The organism is Flavisolibacter ginsengisoli DSM 18119 (genome assembly GCF_900129295.1).
In the GTDB taxonomy this organism is placed as follows: Bacteria; Bacteroidota; Bacteroidia; order Chitinophagales; family Chitinophagaceae; genus Flavisolibacter; species Flavisolibacter ginsengisoli.
In genome coordinates this window covers 107915-129121 of sequence record NZ_FQUU01000009.1, presented here as the reverse complement: position 1 = coordinate 129121, position 21207 = coordinate 107915, and the positions used below count along the sequence as shown (strand labels likewise).

The 21207-nt window shown below is 40.5% G+C and carries 14 protein-coding genes and 1 tRNA gene; 7 read left to right on the top strand and 8 right to left on the bottom strand.

The genetic code is table 11. The annotated features are described in order from the left end of the window. The first annotated feature begins 28 nt into the window (after positions 1 to 28). Positions 29 to 1015: an aldo/keto reductase gene (locus tag BUA53_RS11825; RefSeq protein WP_072835578.1), complete on the top strand. Its 987-nt coding sequence runs from the start codon at positions 29 to 31 to the stop codon at positions 1013 to 1015. Here the strand turns inward: BUA53_RS11825 and BUA53_RS11820 are convergent. Both BUA53_RS11820 and gltX read right to left on the bottom strand, forming a co-directional pair. Beyond that, positions 1012 to 2544: a glycosyltransferase family 39 protein gene (locus tag BUA53_RS11820; RefSeq protein ID WP_072835577.1), complete on the bottom strand. Its 1533-nt coding sequence runs from the start codon at positions 2542 to 2544 to the stop codon at positions 1012 to 1014. The two genes, BUA53_RS11825 and BUA53_RS11820, sit on opposite strands and share 4 nt — an antisense overlap. A gap of 20 nt (positions 2545 to 2564) precedes the next feature. After that, positions 2565 to 4091: a glutamate--tRNA ligase gene (gltX, locus tag BUA53_RS11815; protein ID WP_072835576.1), complete on the bottom strand. Its 1527-nt coding sequence runs from the start codon at positions 4089 to 4091 to the stop codon at positions 2565 to 2567. Between the two features lie 118 nt (positions 4092 to 4209). On the opposite strand from gltX, the gene BUA53_RS11810 reads away from it, so the two are divergent. Continuing rightward, positions 4210 to 4851, top strand: coding sequence for a polysaccharide deacetylase family protein (locus tag BUA53_RS11810; RefSeq protein WP_072835575.1), 642 nt, complete (start codon positions 4210 to 4212; stop codon positions 4849 to 4851). A 130-nt stretch (positions 4852 to 4981) separates the two neighbouring features. Here the strand turns inward: BUA53_RS11810 and BUA53_RS11805 are convergent, their stop codons facing one another. Beyond that, the gene (locus BUA53_RS11805) at positions 4982 to 5914 is read right to left on the bottom strand and encodes a hypothetical protein (protein ID WP_072835574.1); all 933 of its coding nucleotides are present in this window, start codon (positions 5912 to 5914) and stop codon (positions 4982 to 4984) included. A gap of 113 nt (positions 5915 to 6027) precedes the next feature. Here BUA53_RS11805 and BUA53_RS11800 point away from each other — a divergent pair, with 113 nt between their 5' ends. Together BUA53_RS11800 and BUA53_RS11795 are read left to right on the top strand one after the other, a co-directional pair. After that, positions 6028 to 6786: a TatD family hydrolase gene (locus BUA53_RS11800; protein WP_175546066.1), complete on the top strand. Its 759-nt coding sequence runs from the start codon at positions 6028 to 6030 to the stop codon at positions 6784 to 6786. A gap of 38 nt (positions 6787 to 6824) precedes the next feature. Continuing rightward, a tRNA-Ser gene (locus BUA53_RS11795) sits at positions 6825 to 6915 on the top strand. A gap of 483 nt (positions 6916 to 7398) precedes the next feature. Here BUA53_RS11795 and BUA53_RS11790 read toward each other — a convergent pair. Next, a complete protein-coding gene (locus BUA53_RS11790; protein ID WP_072835573.1) occupies positions 7399 to 7770 on the bottom strand; it encodes a LytR/AlgR family response regulator transcription factor in 372 nt (123 codons plus the stop codon). Between the two features lie 324 nt (positions 7771 to 8094). On the opposite strand from BUA53_RS11790, the gene BUA53_RS11785 reads away from it, so the two are divergent. Both BUA53_RS11785 and BUA53_RS11780 read left to right on the top strand, forming a co-directional pair. Continuing rightward, positions 8095 to 11103, top strand: coding sequence for a SusC/RagA family TonB-linked outer membrane protein (locus tag BUA53_RS11785; RefSeq protein ID WP_084080032.1), 3009 nt, complete (start codon positions 8095 to 8097; stop codon positions 11101 to 11103). Positions 11104 to 11139: 36 nt separating this feature from the next. After that, positions 11140 to 12570 (top strand): RagB/SusD family nutrient uptake outer membrane protein, encoded by a 1431-nt coding sequence (locus tag BUA53_RS11780; RefSeq protein ID WP_072835571.1) that lies wholly within the window; start codon positions 11140 to 11142, stop codon positions 12568 to 12570. A gap of 354 nt (positions 12571 to 12924) precedes the next feature. Here the strand turns inward: BUA53_RS11780 and BUA53_RS11775 are convergent, their stop codons facing one another. From BUA53_RS11775 to BUA53_RS11760, 4 genes are all read right to left on the bottom strand, one after another. Next, positions 12925 to 13797 carry a helix-turn-helix domain-containing protein gene (locus BUA53_RS11775; protein WP_072835570.1) on the bottom strand — a complete coding sequence of 291 codons (873 nt, stop codon included), beginning with the start codon at positions 13795 to 13797 and terminating at the stop codon, positions 12925 to 12927. Between the two features lie 327 nt (positions 13798 to 14124). Then, the gene (locus tag BUA53_RS11770; protein ID WP_245793101.1) at positions 14125 to 14457 is read right to left on the bottom strand and encodes a DUF983 domain-containing protein; all 333 of its coding nucleotides are present in this window, start codon (positions 14455 to 14457) and stop codon (positions 14125 to 14127) included. A gap of 128 nt (positions 14458 to 14585) precedes the next feature. Beyond that, positions 14586 to 15860 carry a UDP-N-acetylmuramoyl-tripeptide--D-alanyl-D-alanine ligase gene (locus BUA53_RS11765; RefSeq protein ID WP_072835569.1) on the bottom strand — a complete coding sequence of 425 codons (1275 nt, stop codon included), beginning with the start codon at positions 15858 to 15860 and terminating at the stop codon, positions 14586 to 14588. An 85-nt stretch (positions 15861 to 15945) separates the two neighbouring features. Beyond that, positions 15946 to 17532, bottom strand: coding sequence for an SUMF1/EgtB/PvdO family nonheme iron enzyme (locus BUA53_RS11760; protein ID WP_072835638.1), 1587 nt, complete (start codon positions 17530 to 17532; stop codon positions 15946 to 15948). 214 nt (positions 17533 to 17746) lie between these two features. Between BUA53_RS11760 and porU the strand changes: the two genes are divergently transcribed. After that, positions 17747 to 21166, top strand: coding sequence for a type IX secretion system sortase PorU (porU, locus tag BUA53_RS11755; protein ID WP_072835568.1), 3420 nt, complete (start codon positions 17747 to 17749; stop codon positions 21164 to 21166). Positions 21167 to 21207: the final 41 nt, after the last annotated feature.

Genomic DNA, 21207 nt, shown 5'->3' with positions numbered 1-21207 from the left:
ACTTACTTTACTAAACTTCAGGAAGAACATGCAATACAGAAACTTTGGAACTACTGACCTGCAGGTAAGCGAGGTGGGATTTGGCGCCTGGGCCATAGGTGGTGACGCCACCATTGGCAGCACAGCTATTGGCTGGGGACCCGCTGATGATGCCACTTCGAAGCAGGCAATTAAAGCTGCCCTCGATGCAGGCATTAATTTTTTTGATACTGCTGATATTTACGGCCTTGGGCATTCAGAAGAATTGTTAGGGGCTGCCCTACAGGGAAGTAATGTGATTATTGCCTCAAAGGTTGGAAATGTTTCAAGGAATGATCAGTTCACTGTAGACTATAGTAAAGAACATATCCTGTCAGCTTGTGAGCAAAGTTTGAAAAGGCTGAAGCGAGATGTAATTGATTATTACCAGCTTCATACAGCAAGGGTACAGCATCTCGAGAATGGGGCCTGTATAGAAGCCATGCAGTTGCTGCAACATCAAGGAAAGATCCGGTATTGGGGCATTTCCCTTAATACTTTTGACCCCTTTCCCGAGGCGGATTTCTTTTTAAATAATAATTTAGGAAGTGGTTTCCAGCTGGTATTGAATCTTATCAACCAACGTAGTTTATCATTGGTTAAAAATGCTGCTGCCAGGGGTTATGGTATCATAGCCCGTATGCCATTGCAGTTTGGCCTGCTCACAGGAAAGTTTTCTGTCGATAGTCATTTTGAGATTACAGACCACCGTCGCAACAGGTTGACACCGGCTATCATTAAAAGCAGTAATGAAGCTTTGCAAAATACATGGGAATTATGCAATAAGTACCAGGTATCAAAGACTCAATTGGCCTTAAGTTATATCTTAAGCTATAACCAGGTTTCGACAGTCATTCCTGGTATCCGCACTCCTGAACATGTTCAGCTTAATACCTCGGGGCTGGTAAAGCTGGCACCGGAGGATATAAACTTCATAGAAAGGGAAGGACAGGCAACCCTGGCTTCATTACTTTCAGTTATTGAAAAACAGGGCTAATGTCTTGAATAATTCTTTTTCATTTCTTTAAGACCCTTGTTGGCTAAAGGGGATACTAAAGAATCTGCCTGCTCAAATAATATGATCTTATCACCCAATTGCCTGAACAGCGTATTGGTAACTGAATCTATTGTACTTACTTTTTTAAAATGTTGAAATACCACATCATCTTTTTCGGGCATATGGCTTCCTATAAAAAGCAGGTTTTGGAATGAAAGATGATCAGGTATCCATAATAAAAATGTTCCGTTATCGCTGATCACTTTCTTACTGAAGTCTTCAGGTCCATAGAATTTTAATGCTCCTGCCTGTCCGTAATTTCGGCAATAGATCACAGTAGCAGCCCTGGTACTATCCGGCAATTGCTGGTACGCTCTATTGGCTTTAGTTGCTAATTCTTTCCAGCCGATCATGTCTGCATAGTCCTGCTGCAAAGGATGATTTTGCTGGTCCTCCCATTTCAATAAACCCAGTGCTTCTATATTATACTTTTTGTTGAACTGCGCCATTTCCATAGGAGGATACATGGGTAACAATAATGGAATAACCGGTAATCCCAGAACCAATACTAAAGCAGTTATACCATACCTGAACCAGTATTTGTTGAAACTAAATCTTTCAATTGCCACACCACCAGCCGCTATAAGCATAGGGTAAGCTCCTAAGGCGTAATAACCTTTACCACTGCCAAACATTAATAATGAAATAAACAGGATATAGATATAAGCGATGATCGCATACGTCTTGTGCCTTAGCAGCCATATCAATCCCCATATCCACACCGGCAAATAAGGTAACAACATTAATAGCTGGTCCTTGATAAAATCAGCCTTGTTAATATATTTTAATTGTGTGTCACGTAGTTCATCCATGTGATGTACCAATGGCCAGTTGTGATTCCATTGCCAAATAATATTGGGAAGAATAAGAAAAATACCCAGTGCAAAAGCAAACCAAAAATGTTTATTCAAATAAAGCTTCCTGTAATTGCTTAATAAGACTGCCAGCAAAAAGGCGATGACAAGAAAAAGGATAGAATATTTACCCCACCATCCCAAAGCCATTGCAATGGCAATAAAATAAAGGTATATATCCTGTTTACTGTTGCAATACCGCACCAGGAAATAGATGCTTAAGCACCATGCAAATATTTCCAGGCAATTGGGTTGATAAAGAATATGTATGCGCAGGTAGGCTGTTAGCAACATGGAAAGTGCTGCCAGGAATTGCGCAAATCTGCCACCTCCTAATTCCTTTGTAATGCCGGCCGTAAGCAGCAATGTTAAAGCGCCAAACAGGGCAGGCCAGAATTTTATGGTAATGATAGAACCTCCAGCTAAAGAAGAGACCCATGAAAGCAGGCCTATAAGTGGGGGGTTCTCCAGGAATCCAAGGTCAAGGTGTTGACCCTGCTCGAAATATAAATATTCATCACGTTGTAGTTCATACGTAGAGTTGATCAACAAAAAAGGCAGTACTAATTTTAGTACTGCCAGGAATATAATTACGGGGTCTGTTTTTTTCGTCATAGCAGTTTTTAAAACTACTATTATTTGTCAAATAGATCAACTGCGTAATGAATTCTTGCAACTGTTTCTTCTTTACCCAATATGTCGGCAATTTCAAAAACCGGCGGACCAAACTTGCCACCAACCAACATTAGTCGAAGAGGTAGCTGTAATTCACCTGCTTTTATAGAGGCCTGCTCTGCTAACTGTTTAAATAGCGTTTCAATAGAAGTAGCATTCCAATCACTTATACTGGTCAGTGCTTTAGCAAATGTTGAAAAGAAAGCAGATTTGTCCTGGTTCCATTTTGCTTTTATTGGTGTATTGTCAATTTCTACTGGACTTTTAAAAAAGAAATAAGATTGGGGATAGAAATCGGAAAGCAGTGTGCAGCGTTCTTTTACCAGGTTTAATATCCTTTCAAAATAGTCATGGTTGATATTACTCAGGCCCTTGTTTTCAAATTCTTTCTTTACCTCATTTATATACTGTGAAGCGGGTAGTTTTTTAATCCACTCATGGTTGAACCATTTAGCTTTTTCGTAGTCGAATTTAGCGCCTCCCTTATGTACTTTTTCAATGGTAAATTTAGCAGCCAGTTCATCCAATGTAAATATTTCCTGTTCTGTGCCATCATTCCATCCCAACACTGCAAGCATATTGATGAAGGCCTGTGGAAGAAAACCTCTTTCTTTAAAACCTTCAGTCACTTCTCCTGTTTTGGGATCCTGCCAGTTCATCGAAAATACCGGGAATCCATATTTGGCGCCATCCCGTTTGCTCAGTTTTCCATTAGGGCCCAATATCAGTGGGAGGTGTGCCCATTGTGGCATAGCTTCTTCCCCAAATAAATAGCGCCAGAGTAATATGTGTACCGGGGAACTTGGTAACCATTCTTCTCCCCTGAAAGCATGGGTTATCTGCATCAGGTAATCATCTACCACAACTGCCAGGTGGTACGTTGGCATACCATCACCTTTTAATAGGACCTTATCATCTACAATTGAAGTGTCAAAACTCACCTCACCTCTTATCATGTCTGTAAAACTTATTGTTTCATTATCGGGTATTTTTATTCTGATAACGTGAGGTGTATTTGACTGTAATAACGAATCAGTTTCTTCTTTTGAAAGTGAAAGAGAGTTTCGCATTTGCATGCGCACACTGTGGTCGTATTGTGGGTTTGGGTTGGTGTCTGTACGCAAACGATTACGCATTTCATCCAGCTCCTGTGCAGTATCAAAAGCATAATAGGCCAGCCCTTTATTCACCAGTTCTTCGCCATATTTCCTGTATAATTCTTTTCTTTCGCTTTGACGGTAAGGCCCAAAGTTTCCACCATGTACTGCACTTTCATCAGGCTCCAGACCACACCATTTCAATGTTTCAAATATATATTCCTCAGCACCTGATACATACCTGCTTTGATCTGTATCTTCAATGCGCAATATAAATTCACCGCCATGATGCTTCGCAAATAAATAATTATACAACACTGTACGTACTCCACCCAGGTGCAATCCTCCTGTCGGACTTGGCGCAAAGCGTACTCTAACTTTATTGTTCATATTGGCAAAAATACAACGTACTTAACCAACTGGATAAATCCAGCTACAACTTGCAACTACTATCAATAAATTAATTTGATTACCATAACATCCATTGTGCTTTTTACCTTCGTTAAGTATGCACAGGTATTTTATCAAAACTCCATGGTTGGCAAGGGTATTATTTCCTTCTTTTTTATGGCGGGTAAATACCAAACAAAAAGAAGTGTACCTGACTTTTGATGATGGTCCACATGAAGTAGTAACTCCCTGGGTTCTGGATCAGTTAAAACAATACAATGCAAGGGCTACATTTTTTTGCATTGGTAAGAATGTAGTGGCGCATCCTGATATTTATGATCGGATATTAGCTGAAGGACATGCTGTAGGTAATCATACTCACAACCATATGAATGGATGGAAAGTTACTACCCAGGAATATATTGGTGATGTTAGTAAAGCAAGCAAATTCATCCACAGCAATTTGTTTAGGCCCCCTTATGGTAAAATAAAACTTTCACAATCCAGGCAAATTTCCTCAGCCATGCATCTGCAAAAAGCAAGAATAGTCATGTGGGATGTTTTAAGTGCAGACTTTGATCTTTCTATTAGCGCTGAACAATGCCTTCAAAATGTTTTACAACATTATACTCAAGGCTCTGTTATCGTTTTTCATGATAGTGAAAAAGCCTTCACGCATTTAAAATATACTTTACCGTTAGTGTTAAAACATCTGCATAGCCGGGGTTATACATGCAGAAATATTGAATATGTAAGATAAATGGCTATAAATAATTAGGGCCTGGGTAGAAACCCTGGCCCGTTTTTAATCCGTACCCTATGAAAACTGGTTTAAAGGTAAAAACTTTTTTGGAATATAAAATTCTATTTCGGCTTTGTCAATAAATAATTTAATGAGGAAGCTTCACAGTCCGTGAAATGCCATTTATGGTCAGCATCCCAATGTAATCACAGGTTCCGTCTCCATAGTTCAGGGTTCCTGCCCATGGGGATGTGCTTTGTAAGGTTTCTCTCCACACTTTCAAAGTACCCTTGGATATCCAGTGGCAGGTGAACCTCTTGATCAATGGATCAAGGATCTCGGATTGCCAGGCATTTAAAATATCCCCACGTTTTAGCTTTCCATGGGCATTCCCGGTAATGGAGAAAATATCATCAAGGGGAAGGTCCGGGGTCCCATTTCCTTCTATTTGAGTAATTACCCGGTGGCTGGTCCAGGCAGAATAGGAGCCCGAAGGAGTTGTAAGTTTTCCATCCTTAATATCAATTGTGAATTGTCTCCTGATTGAGCCTGCATTTGTACTATTAGTGATCGTTTGAATGCCTTCTACGGTAAGACTATCAAACCTGAACCCTTCAAATACTGTAGTTACTGATTTCCCAGGTATGGTTAAGCGACCAGTATAGGTGCTGATCATTTTACCCGATCTTATATGGCCATCCTTTCCCTGGCATCCGCCACGAAAATCAATTTCTATTTTCATAGGGAATATATCAGGAGCATTTAAATGGGTTATTGAAATGGTATAACAGGTAATGGAATCCATACCCGACTCACGGCCTCCTGTGAGTGTATTACTTTTCCTGCCAAAAACTCCCAGCCCGGCCATTCCCACCTCATTATTCACACCAAGGACATTATCAAATACATCATTGAAAATCACTTCGTTATTAGTTTCTGACTCAGCGGAAAAGCTGGCTATTTCTTCTTCCTGTTGAGAAGTAAGATTAGAACTGCTGGTTTCTTTTTTACAACCAGAGATTATAAATACTGCCAGGTAGGCTAAAGTGATCACCCGGGTAAGGAAAGGAGTAGTTTTCATGACTTAGTTTTGATTGCGGCCTTTTAACACACCTAAGAACGGTAGTTTTGCTGTAAGTTTAAAACCTTCTTAATCTTTTTTTAACCAGTTTTGCCCTGTAATTCTTCTTTACAATGTATTTGATTGATACTCATGCCCATATTTATTTGCAAGAATTTGATAGTGACAGGGATGATTGTATTAAAAGAGCTTTAGAGGCTGGGGTAGACTCTATCCTTATGCCTGCTATTGACAGCACTACGCACGAGGCTATGTTGCTAACGGAATCTACGTATACCCAATGTTTGGCAATGATAGGGTTGCATCCCTGTTCCGTTAATGAAACTTTTGAAAAGGAACTGGCCATCGTTAGGGAATACCTCCAGAGAAGAAAATTTTGTGCTATCGGTGAAATAGGACTGGACTTTTATTGGGATAAAACATATACTGACCAGCAATTCCAATGCTTTCATGCCCAGGTAGAACTGGCTTTACAATATGACATTCCTATTGCCATCCATTCCCGCAATGCCACCGACGAATGTATAGAGGTTATTCGGCAATATCCAGCATTGAAAGGAGTATTTCATTGTTTCTCCGGTACTTATGAGCAAGCTGTTTCTTTAATGGATACCCATTTTATGATGGGAATAGGGGGAGTAGCTACCTTTAAAAATGGCGGGTTGGATAAGATCCTGGAAAAGACGGGCATCGAAAGAGTGATCCTTGAAACAGATGCCCCTTACTTAGCCCCGGTTCCTTTCAGGGGGAAACGCAACGAGCCTGCCTATACCAGGCTTGTTGCTGAGAAATTGGCTGACATTACCGGTCTAAGTTTAGACCAGGTTGCAGAAATAACCACAGAAAATGCCAGGCAGCTGTTCAAGCTATAGCTCTAAAGCCTAAATTTGCTGCCTCTTTCAAAATAACAGGAGACTTGTCCGAGTGGTTGAAGGAGCACGCCTGGAAAGTGTGTATACCTCTAAAGGGTATCGAGGGTTCGAATCCCTCAGTCTCCGCCAAAGCCCGCCTAAGCAAAAGCTTAGGCGGGCTTCTTTTATTTACACTTTATTTGTAATCCCTGTAGGTTTTAGCAGACGCAGCGTGCCGAAGGGGCTAAAACCTATAACCAATGGTGTAGTGTGGGCAAAAAGGAGGTTTATAACACTCTTCAGTTCCCACCTAAATGAATAAGTTAAACTGTAGGTTCTTTCGTTCTGTATATGTTATTACTTTTCCCTACCTCCTCCTTACCTTCTCCCGACTTCCTGCCTACCTGCGCTATAGATAGTGCGTGATCATCACGCAGTATCTATACAGTAGCTAGGGAGTAGATAGGGGGTGGATAGGGATAAGCACAGAAGAAGCCATTCAGTTGATAAGTAGGTTGGCAGACTGACATTTATATCAAAAGGGCGTGTTCCAGGCTGTAAATAAAAATATAATATATTGGATAAAAATCTTCCCATTACGGAAGCTGAGGGAGATTTCCAGCCCATAACGAGCTATTCCTCGTTGATCCATTTTTTGAAGAGAGGGGCTGTCTCCTGGCTGATTATGATGCTATGATTGCAGGTAGGTATTAACAGGCTGACTTCCAGCTTTACTTTCTCAAAGCTTTTGAATCCTCTTATATATTGAATATTAACCAGGTATTTGCGATTAGCCCTAAAAAACATGGATTCATCCAATTCTTCTTCAAGAGCCGAAAGATTCCTGTCGCAGAGATACTTTTTCTCTTCTTTGTCCACAGCAACAATAATGGTATTATCCCTGTATATAAAGGCAATATCTTCCACTTTTAAAGCAATGTTCTCATTGCCTTTCCGTACGACCAGGCGGGTTTTCTTTTTCTTCATAGTTGTTAGTGCTTCCATGATCCACGATTTGTTTCGTAAATTATATATTAAACCTTTAAAGCGTTTGTCAATGATTGCTAAAATGATGAACGGAAACTATCATGGTTAAATGCACCGGCTACAAGGTGCAGGTGGGTAGTAGAAACAGTTTGGCTAAATAGGAGCCTGCATTTTTACTATTATTCTTTCTGCTTTAAACGAATATTCTATTGTTAAATCGGTCGTCACTTCAGAAGTTATTTTCAGGGCTTTACATTTTAATATTCATGCTTCATTATTTCAATCAGCAATTACTGAAGCAATATCCTGCTTTTATTGGTCTTGCAGTTAAATGTAAAGCTGATGAGAAAATTATTTTTACTATGCTTCGGATTGTTCCTTGTTAGTATGCAGGTAATGGCCCAGGCCAGGAATATTAGCGGCAGAGTTACAGATGACAAGGGTAACGGTCTTGCCAATGCTTCAGTTATTGTTAAGGGTACCAACATTGGAACAAGCACTTCCGCAGATGGATCATTCTCTTTATCACTTCCTTCAAATGCTACAGCACTTGTCATTTCTTATATAGGTCTTAGTGACAGGGAAGTGGCCCTTACCAATGAGTCCAATTATAGCGTGGCTCTTGTTCCGGGTGTCAAAACCGGGTTGGATGAGGTAGTTGTTGTGGCCTATGGCACTCAGCAACGAAGAAAGGTGACCGGGGCTGTAAGCAAGATATCCGGTAGTGCGGTGGAAAATATCCCAATGCCATCTGTAGATCAAATGCTGCAGGGAAAGATAGCTGGTTTGCAATCAGTATCACCCAGTGGTCAACCCGGAAGCTTCCAGGAAATAAGAATAAGGGGAATAGGATCTATCAATGCCACATCCTCCCCTTTATTTGTGATTGACGGAATTCCGGTGAACACTGGAGATTTTTCCAATGCAACCAATTCGAGCAATCTATTGGCCGGAATAAATCCTAATGATATTGAAAGCATCAGTGTGTTAAAGGACGCATCTTCTGCTTCCATATATGGATCCCGTGCAGCAAATGGGGTGATACTTATAAACACTAAAAAGGGTGCTGCAGGTAAAACCAAAATAAGGGTGGATGGAGAATTTGGGAAAAATGATATAGCGTACTTCCCTGACCTGGCGAAGCCATTGACAAAAGATGAATTCAAAGAGTTGACGACAGAAGGCATTCTGCATGTTGGAGGTACACAAGCTGATGTGGAAGATATATTAGGACAATTGGGCTACAACTCAACAGCGAATTATAACTGGCTTGATCTTGTGAAAAGAAAAGGACAACAACAGCAGGTGAATCTTTCTGCTTCTGGCGGAGATGCTAAAACCCAGTTCTTTGTTTCGGGGGGATATTTCAAACAGTTAAGCGAGATCATTGGGTCAAGCTTCAAACGATATAGCTTCAATACAAGCCTGAAGCACCAGGTGAGTAAACGTTTAACAATTGGTTCTAATTTAAATCTATCTTCTTTTAACCAGGAAGGCGAATCGGAAAGCTCCAATTTCAGAAACCCAATCATTGCCGGGATGGCCTTACTTCCTACACTTGAAGCTTATAATGCTGACGGCACACCTAATTATGATCCTGCAATATTCAACCAGATATTTAATCCACTGGCCATAAGAAAATATGACAGGCTTCATAATCAAACCTCTAAATTATTAGGCTCAGTAAATGGCGAGTTTAAGATCCTGGATAATTTGAAGATATCCTCACGGTATGGTATAGACTATAGTAATATTGAAGAGAATGCCTATTACAATCCTTTCTTTGGTGATTATTCCACCAATGATCCAGCCACTACAGGCTTATTCTTTAATAGTTACAACCGTTTATTCAATTGGGTATGGACCAACCTTGCAGATTATAGCTTTCGTACGCTCCGGGATAAACTGGATGTTCATGTAACAGGTGGTTATGAGGCTCAGAAATCACAGTTGCTGACACAGAATGGTTCCGGGAATGGATTTCCTTTAACAACATCAATTAAATATCCTTCACCAGTCACTCCATTGACACCTGTATTTGCCGGATCTGATTATTCTTTTGTTTCATGGTTGTCAAAAGCTGATGTCAGTTTTTTAAATAAGTATACAATATCCGGAAGTCTGCGCAGGGATGGTTCTTCACGGTTTGGAGCAAATAGTCGTTATGGCACTTTCTGGAGTGTGGGAGCAGCCTGGAATATTGACCAGGAAGCATTTATGGATGGAGTTGATGTGATCTCCCTGTTAAAGTTAAGGGGATCTTATGGGGTTAATGGTAATGCTGGAATTGGTAATTACAACTGGCGTGCAACCTATTCTTTTACTGGCACCTATAATAGTTTGCCTGCAAGCTTTCCTAATAATGTTGGCAATCCTGATCTTACATGGGAGCAAAACAAACCATTGGATATCGGTATTGAAATTGGATTGCTAAAGAATCGAATCTCTATTGAAGCTGATTATTACAAAAGGAAAACAGACCAATTGTTGCTCAATGAGCCATTATCTCCTACCAGTGGGTTTACTTCATTCAACAACAATGTGGGTGCAATGGAAAATAAGGGATATGAGGTTACTTTGAATGCCACACCTGTTAAAACTAAAGATTTTACCTGGTCTCTTTCTTTAAACGGAAGCTGGAATAAGAATAAGGTAACCCGCCTGAGAGAAGGCCAAACAGAGATACGCTCATTGCCATATATCATCCGCGTGGGTGAAGATGTACAATCCATATTCACGCGTTTATGGGCCGGTGCTGATCCACAGACTGGTGATCCTTTATGGTATACAAATGAGAGCAAGAATGAAACTACCTCTGATTTCAGTAAGGCTAACCGCACCATTATTGGTTCAGCATCACCAAAGGGTTTCGGTGGCTTCAATACCACGTTGTCATATAAATTTATAAGTCTTGATGCCCAGCTAAACTACCAATACGGCAATTTGCTGTATGATCAATGGGGTTTTTTATTTACAGGCGATGGAGCTTTTGCATCCTTGAACCACAACCGCAAACAATTGCAGCGTTGGCAGAAACCTGGTGATATAACAGATGTACCACGCTATGATTTCTTTAATTCAACAACATCTAACGCTGCATCAAGCCGGTACTTCTATAAGGGTGATTTTATACGCTTGCGAAACCTCACGTTGCGATTTGATTTGCCTGCTTCCATTGCAGAAAAATTGATGCTTTCGCAATTCAGCTTATATGTGCGTGGGACCAACCTGTGGACCAAGACTTTTGATAAAAACATAACTATGGATCCCGAGCAAGGCATCAATGGTGCTAACGACCTGCAGTTCTTTATACCTAAGTCTTTTACAGTAGGAGTTAACATCCAGTTATAGGGTATTCATTCTTTTATAATAAAATTATCTTTCTATATGACTACAAGAAGTTATTTCAATAAAGCTGCAACGTTGGGAGTATTGATGATTGGATTGGTCATCACATCCTGCAAAAAGGATTTCCTTGACCTGAGACCTTATGATAGTATAGGTTCAGATGTAGCAATTTCCAATGTATCTGACATGAAAGCGGCATTGAGCGGGGCCTATGCAAACCTGGGAAGTGTAAATCTATATGGAAGAACTATTCCCTTGTTTGCCGATCTGCTTGCAGATAACGTATATATTTCCACGGTTAACAGTAATCGTTACCTTGATTTTTTCCAGGTCAATTATACTGTCACTAATTCCAATGCACAGGGTGTTTGGGAATCTGCCTATAGTACGATACTTCGTTCCAATAATGTTATAAATAGTCCATTGAAGGGGACAGCAGAAATTGATCAAATAAGGGGAGAAGCGCTATCTATCAGGGCCCTTATGTATTTTGAATTGGCCAGGCATTTTGCTAAGCCATACACAGTAGATCCTAATGCTCCTGGAGTGCCTGTAATACTTGAATATAATCCAATAGTGAAGCCACCAAGGAATACGCTAAAAGAGGTCTATGCGCAGATAGAGAAAGATCTTACCGAAGCAACAGGTTTGTTGACCATTGAGAAATCCTCCGGATTTTTTACAAAATATGCCGCAAAGGCATTGCTTGCCAGGGTATATGAGTATAAAGGTGACTGGCCAAAGGCCTTAAACACAGCAGAAGATGTGATCAATAACAGCGGTTATTCCTTGTTGAAGTTGAACGAGGTATTGTCTTTCTGGGAAAACAATAAAGATCGGAATGATAAAATGGAGGTCCTGTTCGAAGTGGTATTTGATGCCAATAATAATGCAGGCAATTCATCCCTTGCTTATTTCTATGATCAAAATGGATATGGAGATGCCCTGGCAACTGAATCGTTGTATAATACCTACAGTAATACAGATGTAAGAAAAGATCTGATAGTAGTAGGAAGTCCAACCAGGGGTGCCAACGCTAAAGTGGTAAATAAATTTCCAAATGCAGGATCTGCAGATAAGGATGAATACAAGGTTATCAGGATGTCGGAAGTTTATTTGATTGCTGCAGAAGCTGCCTACCAGACAGGAAATGAATCGCTTGCTCTTGATTATCTAAATGCTGTAGCTAAAGAAAGAGATCCATCGTTTGCTGGCTATTCATCTTCAGGAGCTGCACTCTTATCGGATATACTTCTGGAAAGGAGAAAGGAGCTTGCTTTTGAAGGGCATCGTTATTGGGACCTGGCAAGGTATAATATGGACGTTGTAAGGGTAAACCTGGCTGGTAACTATCCCGGAAATGTTCCACTTGTTATTGCTGCCAATAGTTTTAGACGGATATTGCCAATACCCCAGGAAGAACTGGATGCAAACCCCGCAATAAGAGAACAACAAAATCCAGGATATTGAATGCATGACATTTGTTGAATGGAGGAATCAAAAAAAAGCAGTGGAAGATCACTGCTTTTTTTCTTGCAAAGTGCAAATTCAAATTCATTCGTATACACATTTATTAAGGTTATTCACGTTTCAAAACAGATACTTCATGCCTCGCATATCATGACCAATTAGTGGGTGATAAATATCTTAATTTGTTATTGAATTATTCTCATGTGCGAGAGACTGTTCTCAGTCTGTCAATAGATAAAAAAATTATTAAGTAGTCGCAGGCGGTTTCTACCGCCTGCTTGTTTTTGAAGGTGGTTGAAGTATATAAGCGGAGATCTGTAATCTTTTCTGATACAGGAAAAATATCCTACAATGCTATTTTACCAGGGAAGGAGGGATGCCAAAGAATTTTTTAAAGCTTTTGCTAAAAGTAAATACATCAGGAAAGCTGCAAAGAAGGGCTACTTCAGAAACAGTATGTTTCTTCTCTGATAAAAGTTGCCGGGCTTTCTGCATTTTATGTTCAGTGATATACTGGTAAGGCGTTTTTTTATACACTTCCTTAAACCTGCGGAAGAAATGGTATTCTGACATGTTACAGTGATCTGCAATTTCCTTGATCTCTGCTATCTCAAGGTAGTTGGAATCCATAAATTCTTTAGCCAGCTGCAATCGGTGCAGCACTTCTTTTCTGGTAGTTGCTTTCACAGAATTTATTTCGTTTAGTGCCAGGTAATTGCCATATTCCTGGTAGATGATCCTTTCTGACAGGTCCATGAACCATTCCTTGTTGATATCAGGCGTTTTTTCCTTTTCTATCCTGGAAAGTAGTTGCTGGAGTTTTGCACCAATGGTAGTATTGGTTACCGAATGCAGGCTCTCAAAAAACTCAGGATATTTAAAGTGCCCGGAAAGAAAGTTATCAAAATCTTCGTGTCCGGTAGTAAGAACAGTGAAGGTCTCTAAAACTGTATCAGGACAAATGTCAATACAGATACTTTTTATAGGCAGTTTATTATAAGCATATACATTATCATATTTACAGGCAGTCATATAAGTGCCTGCATTCACAGCATGTTCTTTCCCATCTATCTTATAATATATGCAATTATCTACGACATATTTAACGCTAAAACTTCTGAATGCATTCGTGGTGTACCATTCTTCCAGTTCTGAATAATAGATCATGTCTATATCCATTGGTTTGTTTAAAACCAGTTTATTTGATTCGGTTATTTTCTGGAACATTAGCTGTTGGTTTCCATCTTTAAGATAGATTTAAATCCATCTATTGCTGCATTCCCTATAATGGCATTTGACCACCTATCAATTAATATGATGGTTTCTCCTTACACTAGAAAGCTCCTGAACTACATAATCACTAATTTCATTTCTGGTATCAATTAATTGATGAGATGGATCATGTAAAGAGGTAAAATTTTGTGATTTTAGTTTTAATTCCTCCCGGGACAATAAGGTAATTTTGCAGCATTAAGATATTTTTCTCATGTGCATGTTTAAATGTACATATCCAGGTCCTGTTTCTACAGGACCTGCTTTATTTTGATTGGATAACTACCAATTATTCATTTGTTCCTTAATGACACGCTCTGGGTCATCAGGTTTATGATCAGGCCATTCAGGATCATAACTTACAAAACAGGATAACCATAAGCTACGAGCAAAACGCATGAGCCAGGGCTGTAGCAATAAAAGAGATAGGGAATTAAAACTGATCCAATATAAAAAACGTCTATCCTTAAAAGAGAATCCAATGATCAATAGCCACAAAATAAAACTGATAACAGTGAGCAATAAGGCAACCAGGTAACTTACATATCCTGTACCATAATAAAATCCTACTTCTATGTCTGTCACCTGTCCACATACAGGACAGCTTTCATTCATTTCCATGTTTTTGTTAAAGCGAAAGGTGAGGGGGTATTTAAAAAGTTTTCCTTCTCTGCATCTTGGGCAACGACAGGTAATTATGGTAATTAAATAATTCCTATGGGGTATTTCAGTGGACATGATCATTATAAATAATCTAATACTTTCTCCATTTGAATACTCCTTGATCCTTTGATCAACAGGCAGGCGTTTTTGTATTTTCCTTTCATCCATTCACCCGCTTCTTTTGACGAAGTAAATTGATGAAAAGGGTGTTTTATTTGCATGAAATCGCCACCAACCAGGATGACATCTTTCCAGGGGTACTTTTGGATTTGTTCAATTAGCATTTCATGTTCTTTTATACTGCTGGTTCCCAACTCGGCCATAGCTCCAAGGGCCAGCACCTTATCATCCGCTTTCATGCTGCCAAAGTTTTCAATGGCTGCCTTCATGCTACTGGGATTTGCATTGTAAGCATCCAAAATGATCTGGTTGTTCCCTTTTTGCATCAATTGTGAACGACTATTAGAAGGCATATAGCTTTCAATGGCAGCTCTTATTTTTCCAGGTGGTACTTTAAAGTAATGGCCTATAGCCACAGCCGATAATATATTAGGCAGGTTGTAACTACCTACAAGGTGAGTTTGTATTATTCCTTCATAGCCTTTGCTAAATTGAACCGCTACAAAAGGGTCTGTCTGGTAAATATTACCTGTTACTTGAGCCTCTTTTGTTCCATAAGTATATACAACAGGTATTCCTTTGCTCATTTCCTGCAGGTAATCATAGTCTGACATTATAAAGACAGTTCCCTTATGCTGCCTTAAATAATCAAATAGTTCGCCTTTACCTTTTTTAACTCCTTCTTCACCGCCAAAACCTTCCAGGTGTGCCTTTCCTACATTGGTTATTAATCCATGCGTAGGCATTGCATATTGGCAATAGGAATCTATCTCTTTTTGGTGGTTTGCTCCCATTTCTATTACAGCCATTTGAGCATCCTTCCTGATCTTTAATATTGTTAGTGGAACACCTATGTGGTTGTTTAGATTGCCTTCTGTAGTATAGGTTGTAAAAGAAGAAGATAGAACAGCATGTATCAGCTCTTTTGTAGTTGTTTTGCCATTACTGCCTGTGATGGCTATAAAAGGTATATCAAATTGTAACCTGTGATGACGTGCCAGTTCCTGTAATGTTTTCAATACATCGCCTACTACAATGGTACGGTCCATTGCATACTTTGGATCATCTATTATAACATAAGACGCGCCTGCATCAATGGCTTTGGCCGCGAACTCGTTGCCATTAAAGCTTGGACCTTTCAGGGCAAAAAACAAATCTCCTTTCTTCAGTTTGCGGGTATCTGTCTGGATAGAAGGATTTTGCAGGTATAGAGTATATAGTTCTTCTATATTCATTTGGCAAAAGTAATAGGTGAAAGTCTATTGAATAAAAAACCCCCTCCAGTATGACTGGAAGGGGTGTCTATGATGTTTTTCAGGATTATCTTTTTTGCTTTTTAGTTTTCCAGAAGTTACCGGTTTTCCTCTTGTTGCCTTCAGGGCTACCCATGCGATCCATAGCGCAACGGAATCCAATGGTGCTGGACGCCTGGTCTTCTTCGAGGTACCTGCGGGTTCCTGGTACCAGCCAGTAGGCACGGTCATTCCAGCTTCCACCCTTATAAACTCTTGACTTATCAGAGATCAGGGTAGTAACTCCATAACCATAAGAAGCGTTTGACAGGCTATCACCATCAAGGAAGTTGATAACGTTACCACGCTGGTAGTTACGGCGGTTCTTGCTTTCTTCGTCAGTTACATCGGTCATCTTTACACGACCTGTGCTGTCTCTTTCATATCTTTCGTTTGGATCAGTAGCAGCAGGATCCTTAACATATAGTTTCTGGTATTTATTACCACGGTAAGGGGCTACATCATCCTGGTTGCCTGCAACATCCAGACCCGTAAGAGGTCTGTACACATCAGCCACCCACTCACTAACGTTACCAGCCATATTGTATATGCCGAAACCATTAGGATAGAAAGAAGTTACCTCAGAGGTATAAACTGCACGGTCGTTCAAACCACCAGCCACACCAGCATTGTCACCTGATCCTCTTTTAAAGTTGGCCAGGAACTGACCTTGCCAGCTGCCATGTTTCGTATCACGCAAGCCACTTGAGTTCATATTATGCGTCCAAGGGTAAACCTGCTTATTGGATTGCAATTCCTCTCCTCTTTTACCTTCTTTGGTAGAAGGACGAGGGTTTTGATTGATTAAACCATAGGCTGCATATTCCCACTCAGCTTCAAAGGGCAAACGGTAATCAGGTAATAATAAACCATCTTCCATAGTCACCGTTGTACGCGGCGTGCCCTGTGGAGTTTTTAAAGGATTCTTTTTAGAAGTAGCTCCTTTGCCTGGCTGAGCCTGGTAAAGTCCAAGTAAGTAAGATTTAGTAGTAAAGTTTTCCTGTCCTTGCTGACCCTGTACGCCCTGGGTAGAAACATATCCTTTTTGCATCAGGATACCTTCATTAACCCTATCGCTTCTCCAAAGACAAAAATCGTGGGCCTGCTTCCAGCTAACACCTACTACTGGATAGTAATTAAAACCGGGGTGGCGGAAGTAATATTCAACCAGCGGTTCATTATAGCTTAACTCGCTACGCCATACCAGCGTATCGGGCAGAGCAGCATCAATTATTTTTTGGTTGTTGGGATCGTCTTCCGGATTGAAAACCCTGTTAAGCCAGAAGATATACTCGCGGTAGTGCACATTGGCTACCTCGGTACGGTCAATATAAAATGATGGAACCGTAACCCGGCGGGGGATATTATCCCAGTTGCCCATCACGTCTTCTTCAGTTTGACCCATAGTAAAGGTACCACCCTGAACAAACACCAAACCTGGCCCAAGGCCCTGTTCCTGGGATTTAGCTACCTGGTAGCCACCCTGGTTTTTGTCATTGTAGTTCCAACCTGTTACATCGGATTTGTCTTTTTTGTTTTTGCCGAATAGGCCGTTTTTACACGAGGTGAGCGCTGCGGCACAGGATAATAGGATTAAAAAATTTCTTACTTGCATGGTTGCGTTTTTTGTCTTTCTAAAGGAACACATGGATTTTTCATGTGTCTGCCTTGGTTTAACCATTGTTTGGAATAACTTTAACGCCATCTGATTGGAATTATTGTAAACCCAAATAGTTTTATAAGACAGATGTGCGAATATAGATAGAATGATATGAATTGTTTAAGGGGTTTTACGTTTTTTACATGTTAATTCTACGATAGCCACCACCATGTTCTCCATTCCAAAGCTACTGATCCTGAGTGTTTTGACAGCTTCAATGCTATGGGTAAAGGCCCAAAGAACGTACAAATCTTCATCTGTTTTAGCTACTGGAAACTGGTATAAATTCAGCGTTGACAGGGAGGGAATTTATAAGATTGACCCCTCATTCCTGGCAGCTTTAGGCATCCAGGGTTCCATCCCCTCTGGCCAGGTAAGAATTTTTGGGAATGGGGGAGGTATGCTTCCGGAATCAAATGCCGGAAGTTCAATTGACGACCTGGAGGAAATAGCCATTATGGTTAATGATGGAGGAGATGGAGTGTTTGATGCCCAGGATCAAATATTATTCTATACCAGGGGTCCCAACCCGTGGTCACTGGATTCCACTAGCGGGCAATATCACCATATTAAGAACCTATACAGCGATAAGGCTTATTTTTTTATCACTGTAGGTGGAGTTGGTAAAAGGGTCAAACAGCAAATCAGTTCTCCTGTTCCACAGAAGACTATAAGTTCATTTGATGACCATTATTTTCATGAGCTTGACACGATCAATTTCCTGGCAAGTGGTAAGGAATGGTTTGGAGAAGAAATGGCCAACGCCCCGGGTAAAACCCTGGCACTAAACTATAATATTGCCATACCAGGCATTATTCCAGGCCAACCTGCAAGGATAACATCTAATGTAGTGGCCCGTTCTTTAAACGTTGGCTCATCATTTTCAATATCTGTAAATGGCATACCTGTCCAACAAATACCTGTTCCAGGAGTAGGTACTGGTATCTTAGACCCTTTTGCCCAGCAGGTGGAGAAAAAAGATAATTTCACTGCCTCTCCCAACCCGGTTGTGACACTCAACTTTACGCCCGGGAGTTTCAATAGCCAGGGATGGCTGAACTGGTTTGAACTATTTTACCGGCGCAGCCTGGAAATGCCCCCCTCCGGACAATTGCCATTCAGAGACCTGGGAAGTGTAGGGACACCTTCTGTTGAATATGTAATATCCAATACAGATGCGCGTACACAGGTTTGGGATGTTACCGACATGGCCCAGCCCGTAACTATGAAAAGTGTCTTATCAGGTAATCAATTGTGGTTTACGAATGATGCCATACAATTAAAAGAATATTTTGCCTTTTCAAATAATTATTTGTCGCCATTGGTGGAAGGAAAGGTGGCCAATCAAAACCTTCATGCTAGCGGTCCCGCGGACTATTTCATCATTACTCCCCCAGAATTCCTGTCCGAAGCAAAGCGTTTAGCGGCATTTCATGAGCAGCATGATCAATTAAAGACCATTGTGGTTACTACAGAGCAGGTATACAATGAATTCTCTGGTGGATCTCCTGACCCGTCTGCGTTGCGCAATTTCGTCAAGATGTTCTATGACCGTTACAGGACTTCCTGGAAAGATTCCGGAAAGTATCTCTTACTTTTTGGGAAAGGATCTTTCGATTATAAAAACCGGGTACCTAATAATACGGCCTTAGTTCCGGTGTATGAAAGTAATTCCTCTTTAGATCCTTTGAGCACCTATACATCAGATGATTTTTACGGTTTTTTAGATGAGAATGAGGATATAAACTCGGGTTTGATCATCAATACCCTTGATATTGGAATTGGGAGAGTACCTGCAAAGAATTTAGTTGAAGCAAAGAATTTTGTAGAAAAGGTATTCACTTATCATTCCGCTGCCTCCCTGGGTCCCTGGCGAAATAATATAGACCTTGTAGCGGACGATGAGGATAATAACCTGCACCTGCAGGATGCTGAAACCCTTGCAACTGCCATCGCTACTGAAGCTCCCCTTTTTAATACACAGAAGATTTACCTTGATGCATTCAGGCAGGAGAGTGGGTCAGCAGGAGGGCGTTATCCACAAGCCAACATCCAGGTGGACAATTCCATTTATACTGGCACCCTGATATGGAATTATAGCGGACATGGAGGGTCTCAAAGGCTGGCAGAAGAAGTGGTGCTTGACCAGTCTATAGTTAATAAATGGGAAAACTCAACTAAACTGCCCTTGTTTATTACGGCTACTTGTGATTTTGCGCCTTATGATAATCCACTGGTAAACTCCCTGGGAGAAAATATTCTTGTGAGGCCTAAAACAGGTGGAATAGGGTTAATGACCACATCAAGGGTAGTGTTTGCCTATAGCAACAGGATCATTAATGAAAACTACCTCAAGGCAGCCCTTAAACCTGATAGCAATGGTCATTACAAATCTTTGGGAGCAGCCTTAATGGATGCCAAGAATTTCACCTATTTAAATTCCGGAGATGTGATTAATAACAGGAAGTTTGTATTACTAGGGGATCCGGCCATGCGTTTGGGATTCCCGGAATTGAAACCTGTAGTCAAAGCCATTAATGGCAGGGATATCCAGGGCTCCATAGATACTTTAAGTGCCGGAGAGTTTGTGTCTGTCGAAGGCTTTATTACTGACCTGCATGATGATCCTTTAAGCAGCTTTAGTGGTACAGCTTATTTATCTTTATTTGATAAGCCGGAAACCATTACTACTCTTGGCAATGACCCTGGTAGTTTTCCCGTAGGTTTTACACAGCAGGCCAACATTCTTTTTAAAGGAAAGGCTTCAGTAGAGAATGGGCGTTTCTTTTTTCGCTTCAGGCTGCCAAAGGATATTAATTACCAATATGGAAAGGGTAAGCTAAGTCTCTATGCGGAAAATGGTAACATAGGGGGAGGTGGCTATTCTTCTAATGTTATCATAGGTGGAATAGATACAACAGCTAATAAAGATCACGAGGGACCAGAGATCAGGGCTTATCTTAATGATGAAAAGTTTGTCAATGGCAGCATTACCAATGCAATACCTATATTGTTGGTGAAGCTGGTGGATTCATCTGGTATTAATACGGTAAGTTCCGGAATAGGCCATGACCTGGTAGCTACCCTGGATAATGATAACAATAAATACTATGTATTAAACAACTTTTATGAAACAGACCTAGATAACTTCCAAAAAGGAACTGTTCGCTTTCAATTACCTGAACTTGCTGCGGGGCATCATACATTAAAAATAAAAGCATGGGATGTTACCAATAACTCCAGCGAATATGTACTGGAATTTACTGTCATTGCAACAGGTGAACTAAAATTGGAACACGTATTGAATTATCCTAATCCTTTTACTACTTCCACCAGTTTTTGGTTTGAACATAACCATCCATTCGAAGATCTGTATGCTAAAGTTGAGGTCTTTACCATCAGTGGCAAGCTTATAAAAACCCTCACACAGACAATAAATTCTGAAGGAAACCGTTCCAATGACATTCTATGGGATGGCCGGGATGAGTACGGTAATAAATTAGGAAGAGGTGTCTATGTATACCGTATTAAGATCAGAACATCATATGGAACTACGGCCGAAAAGTGGGAACGACTCGTCATTCTTTAGCTGTATAAACAACCAAACATTTTCCTTTTATAACCAAAACT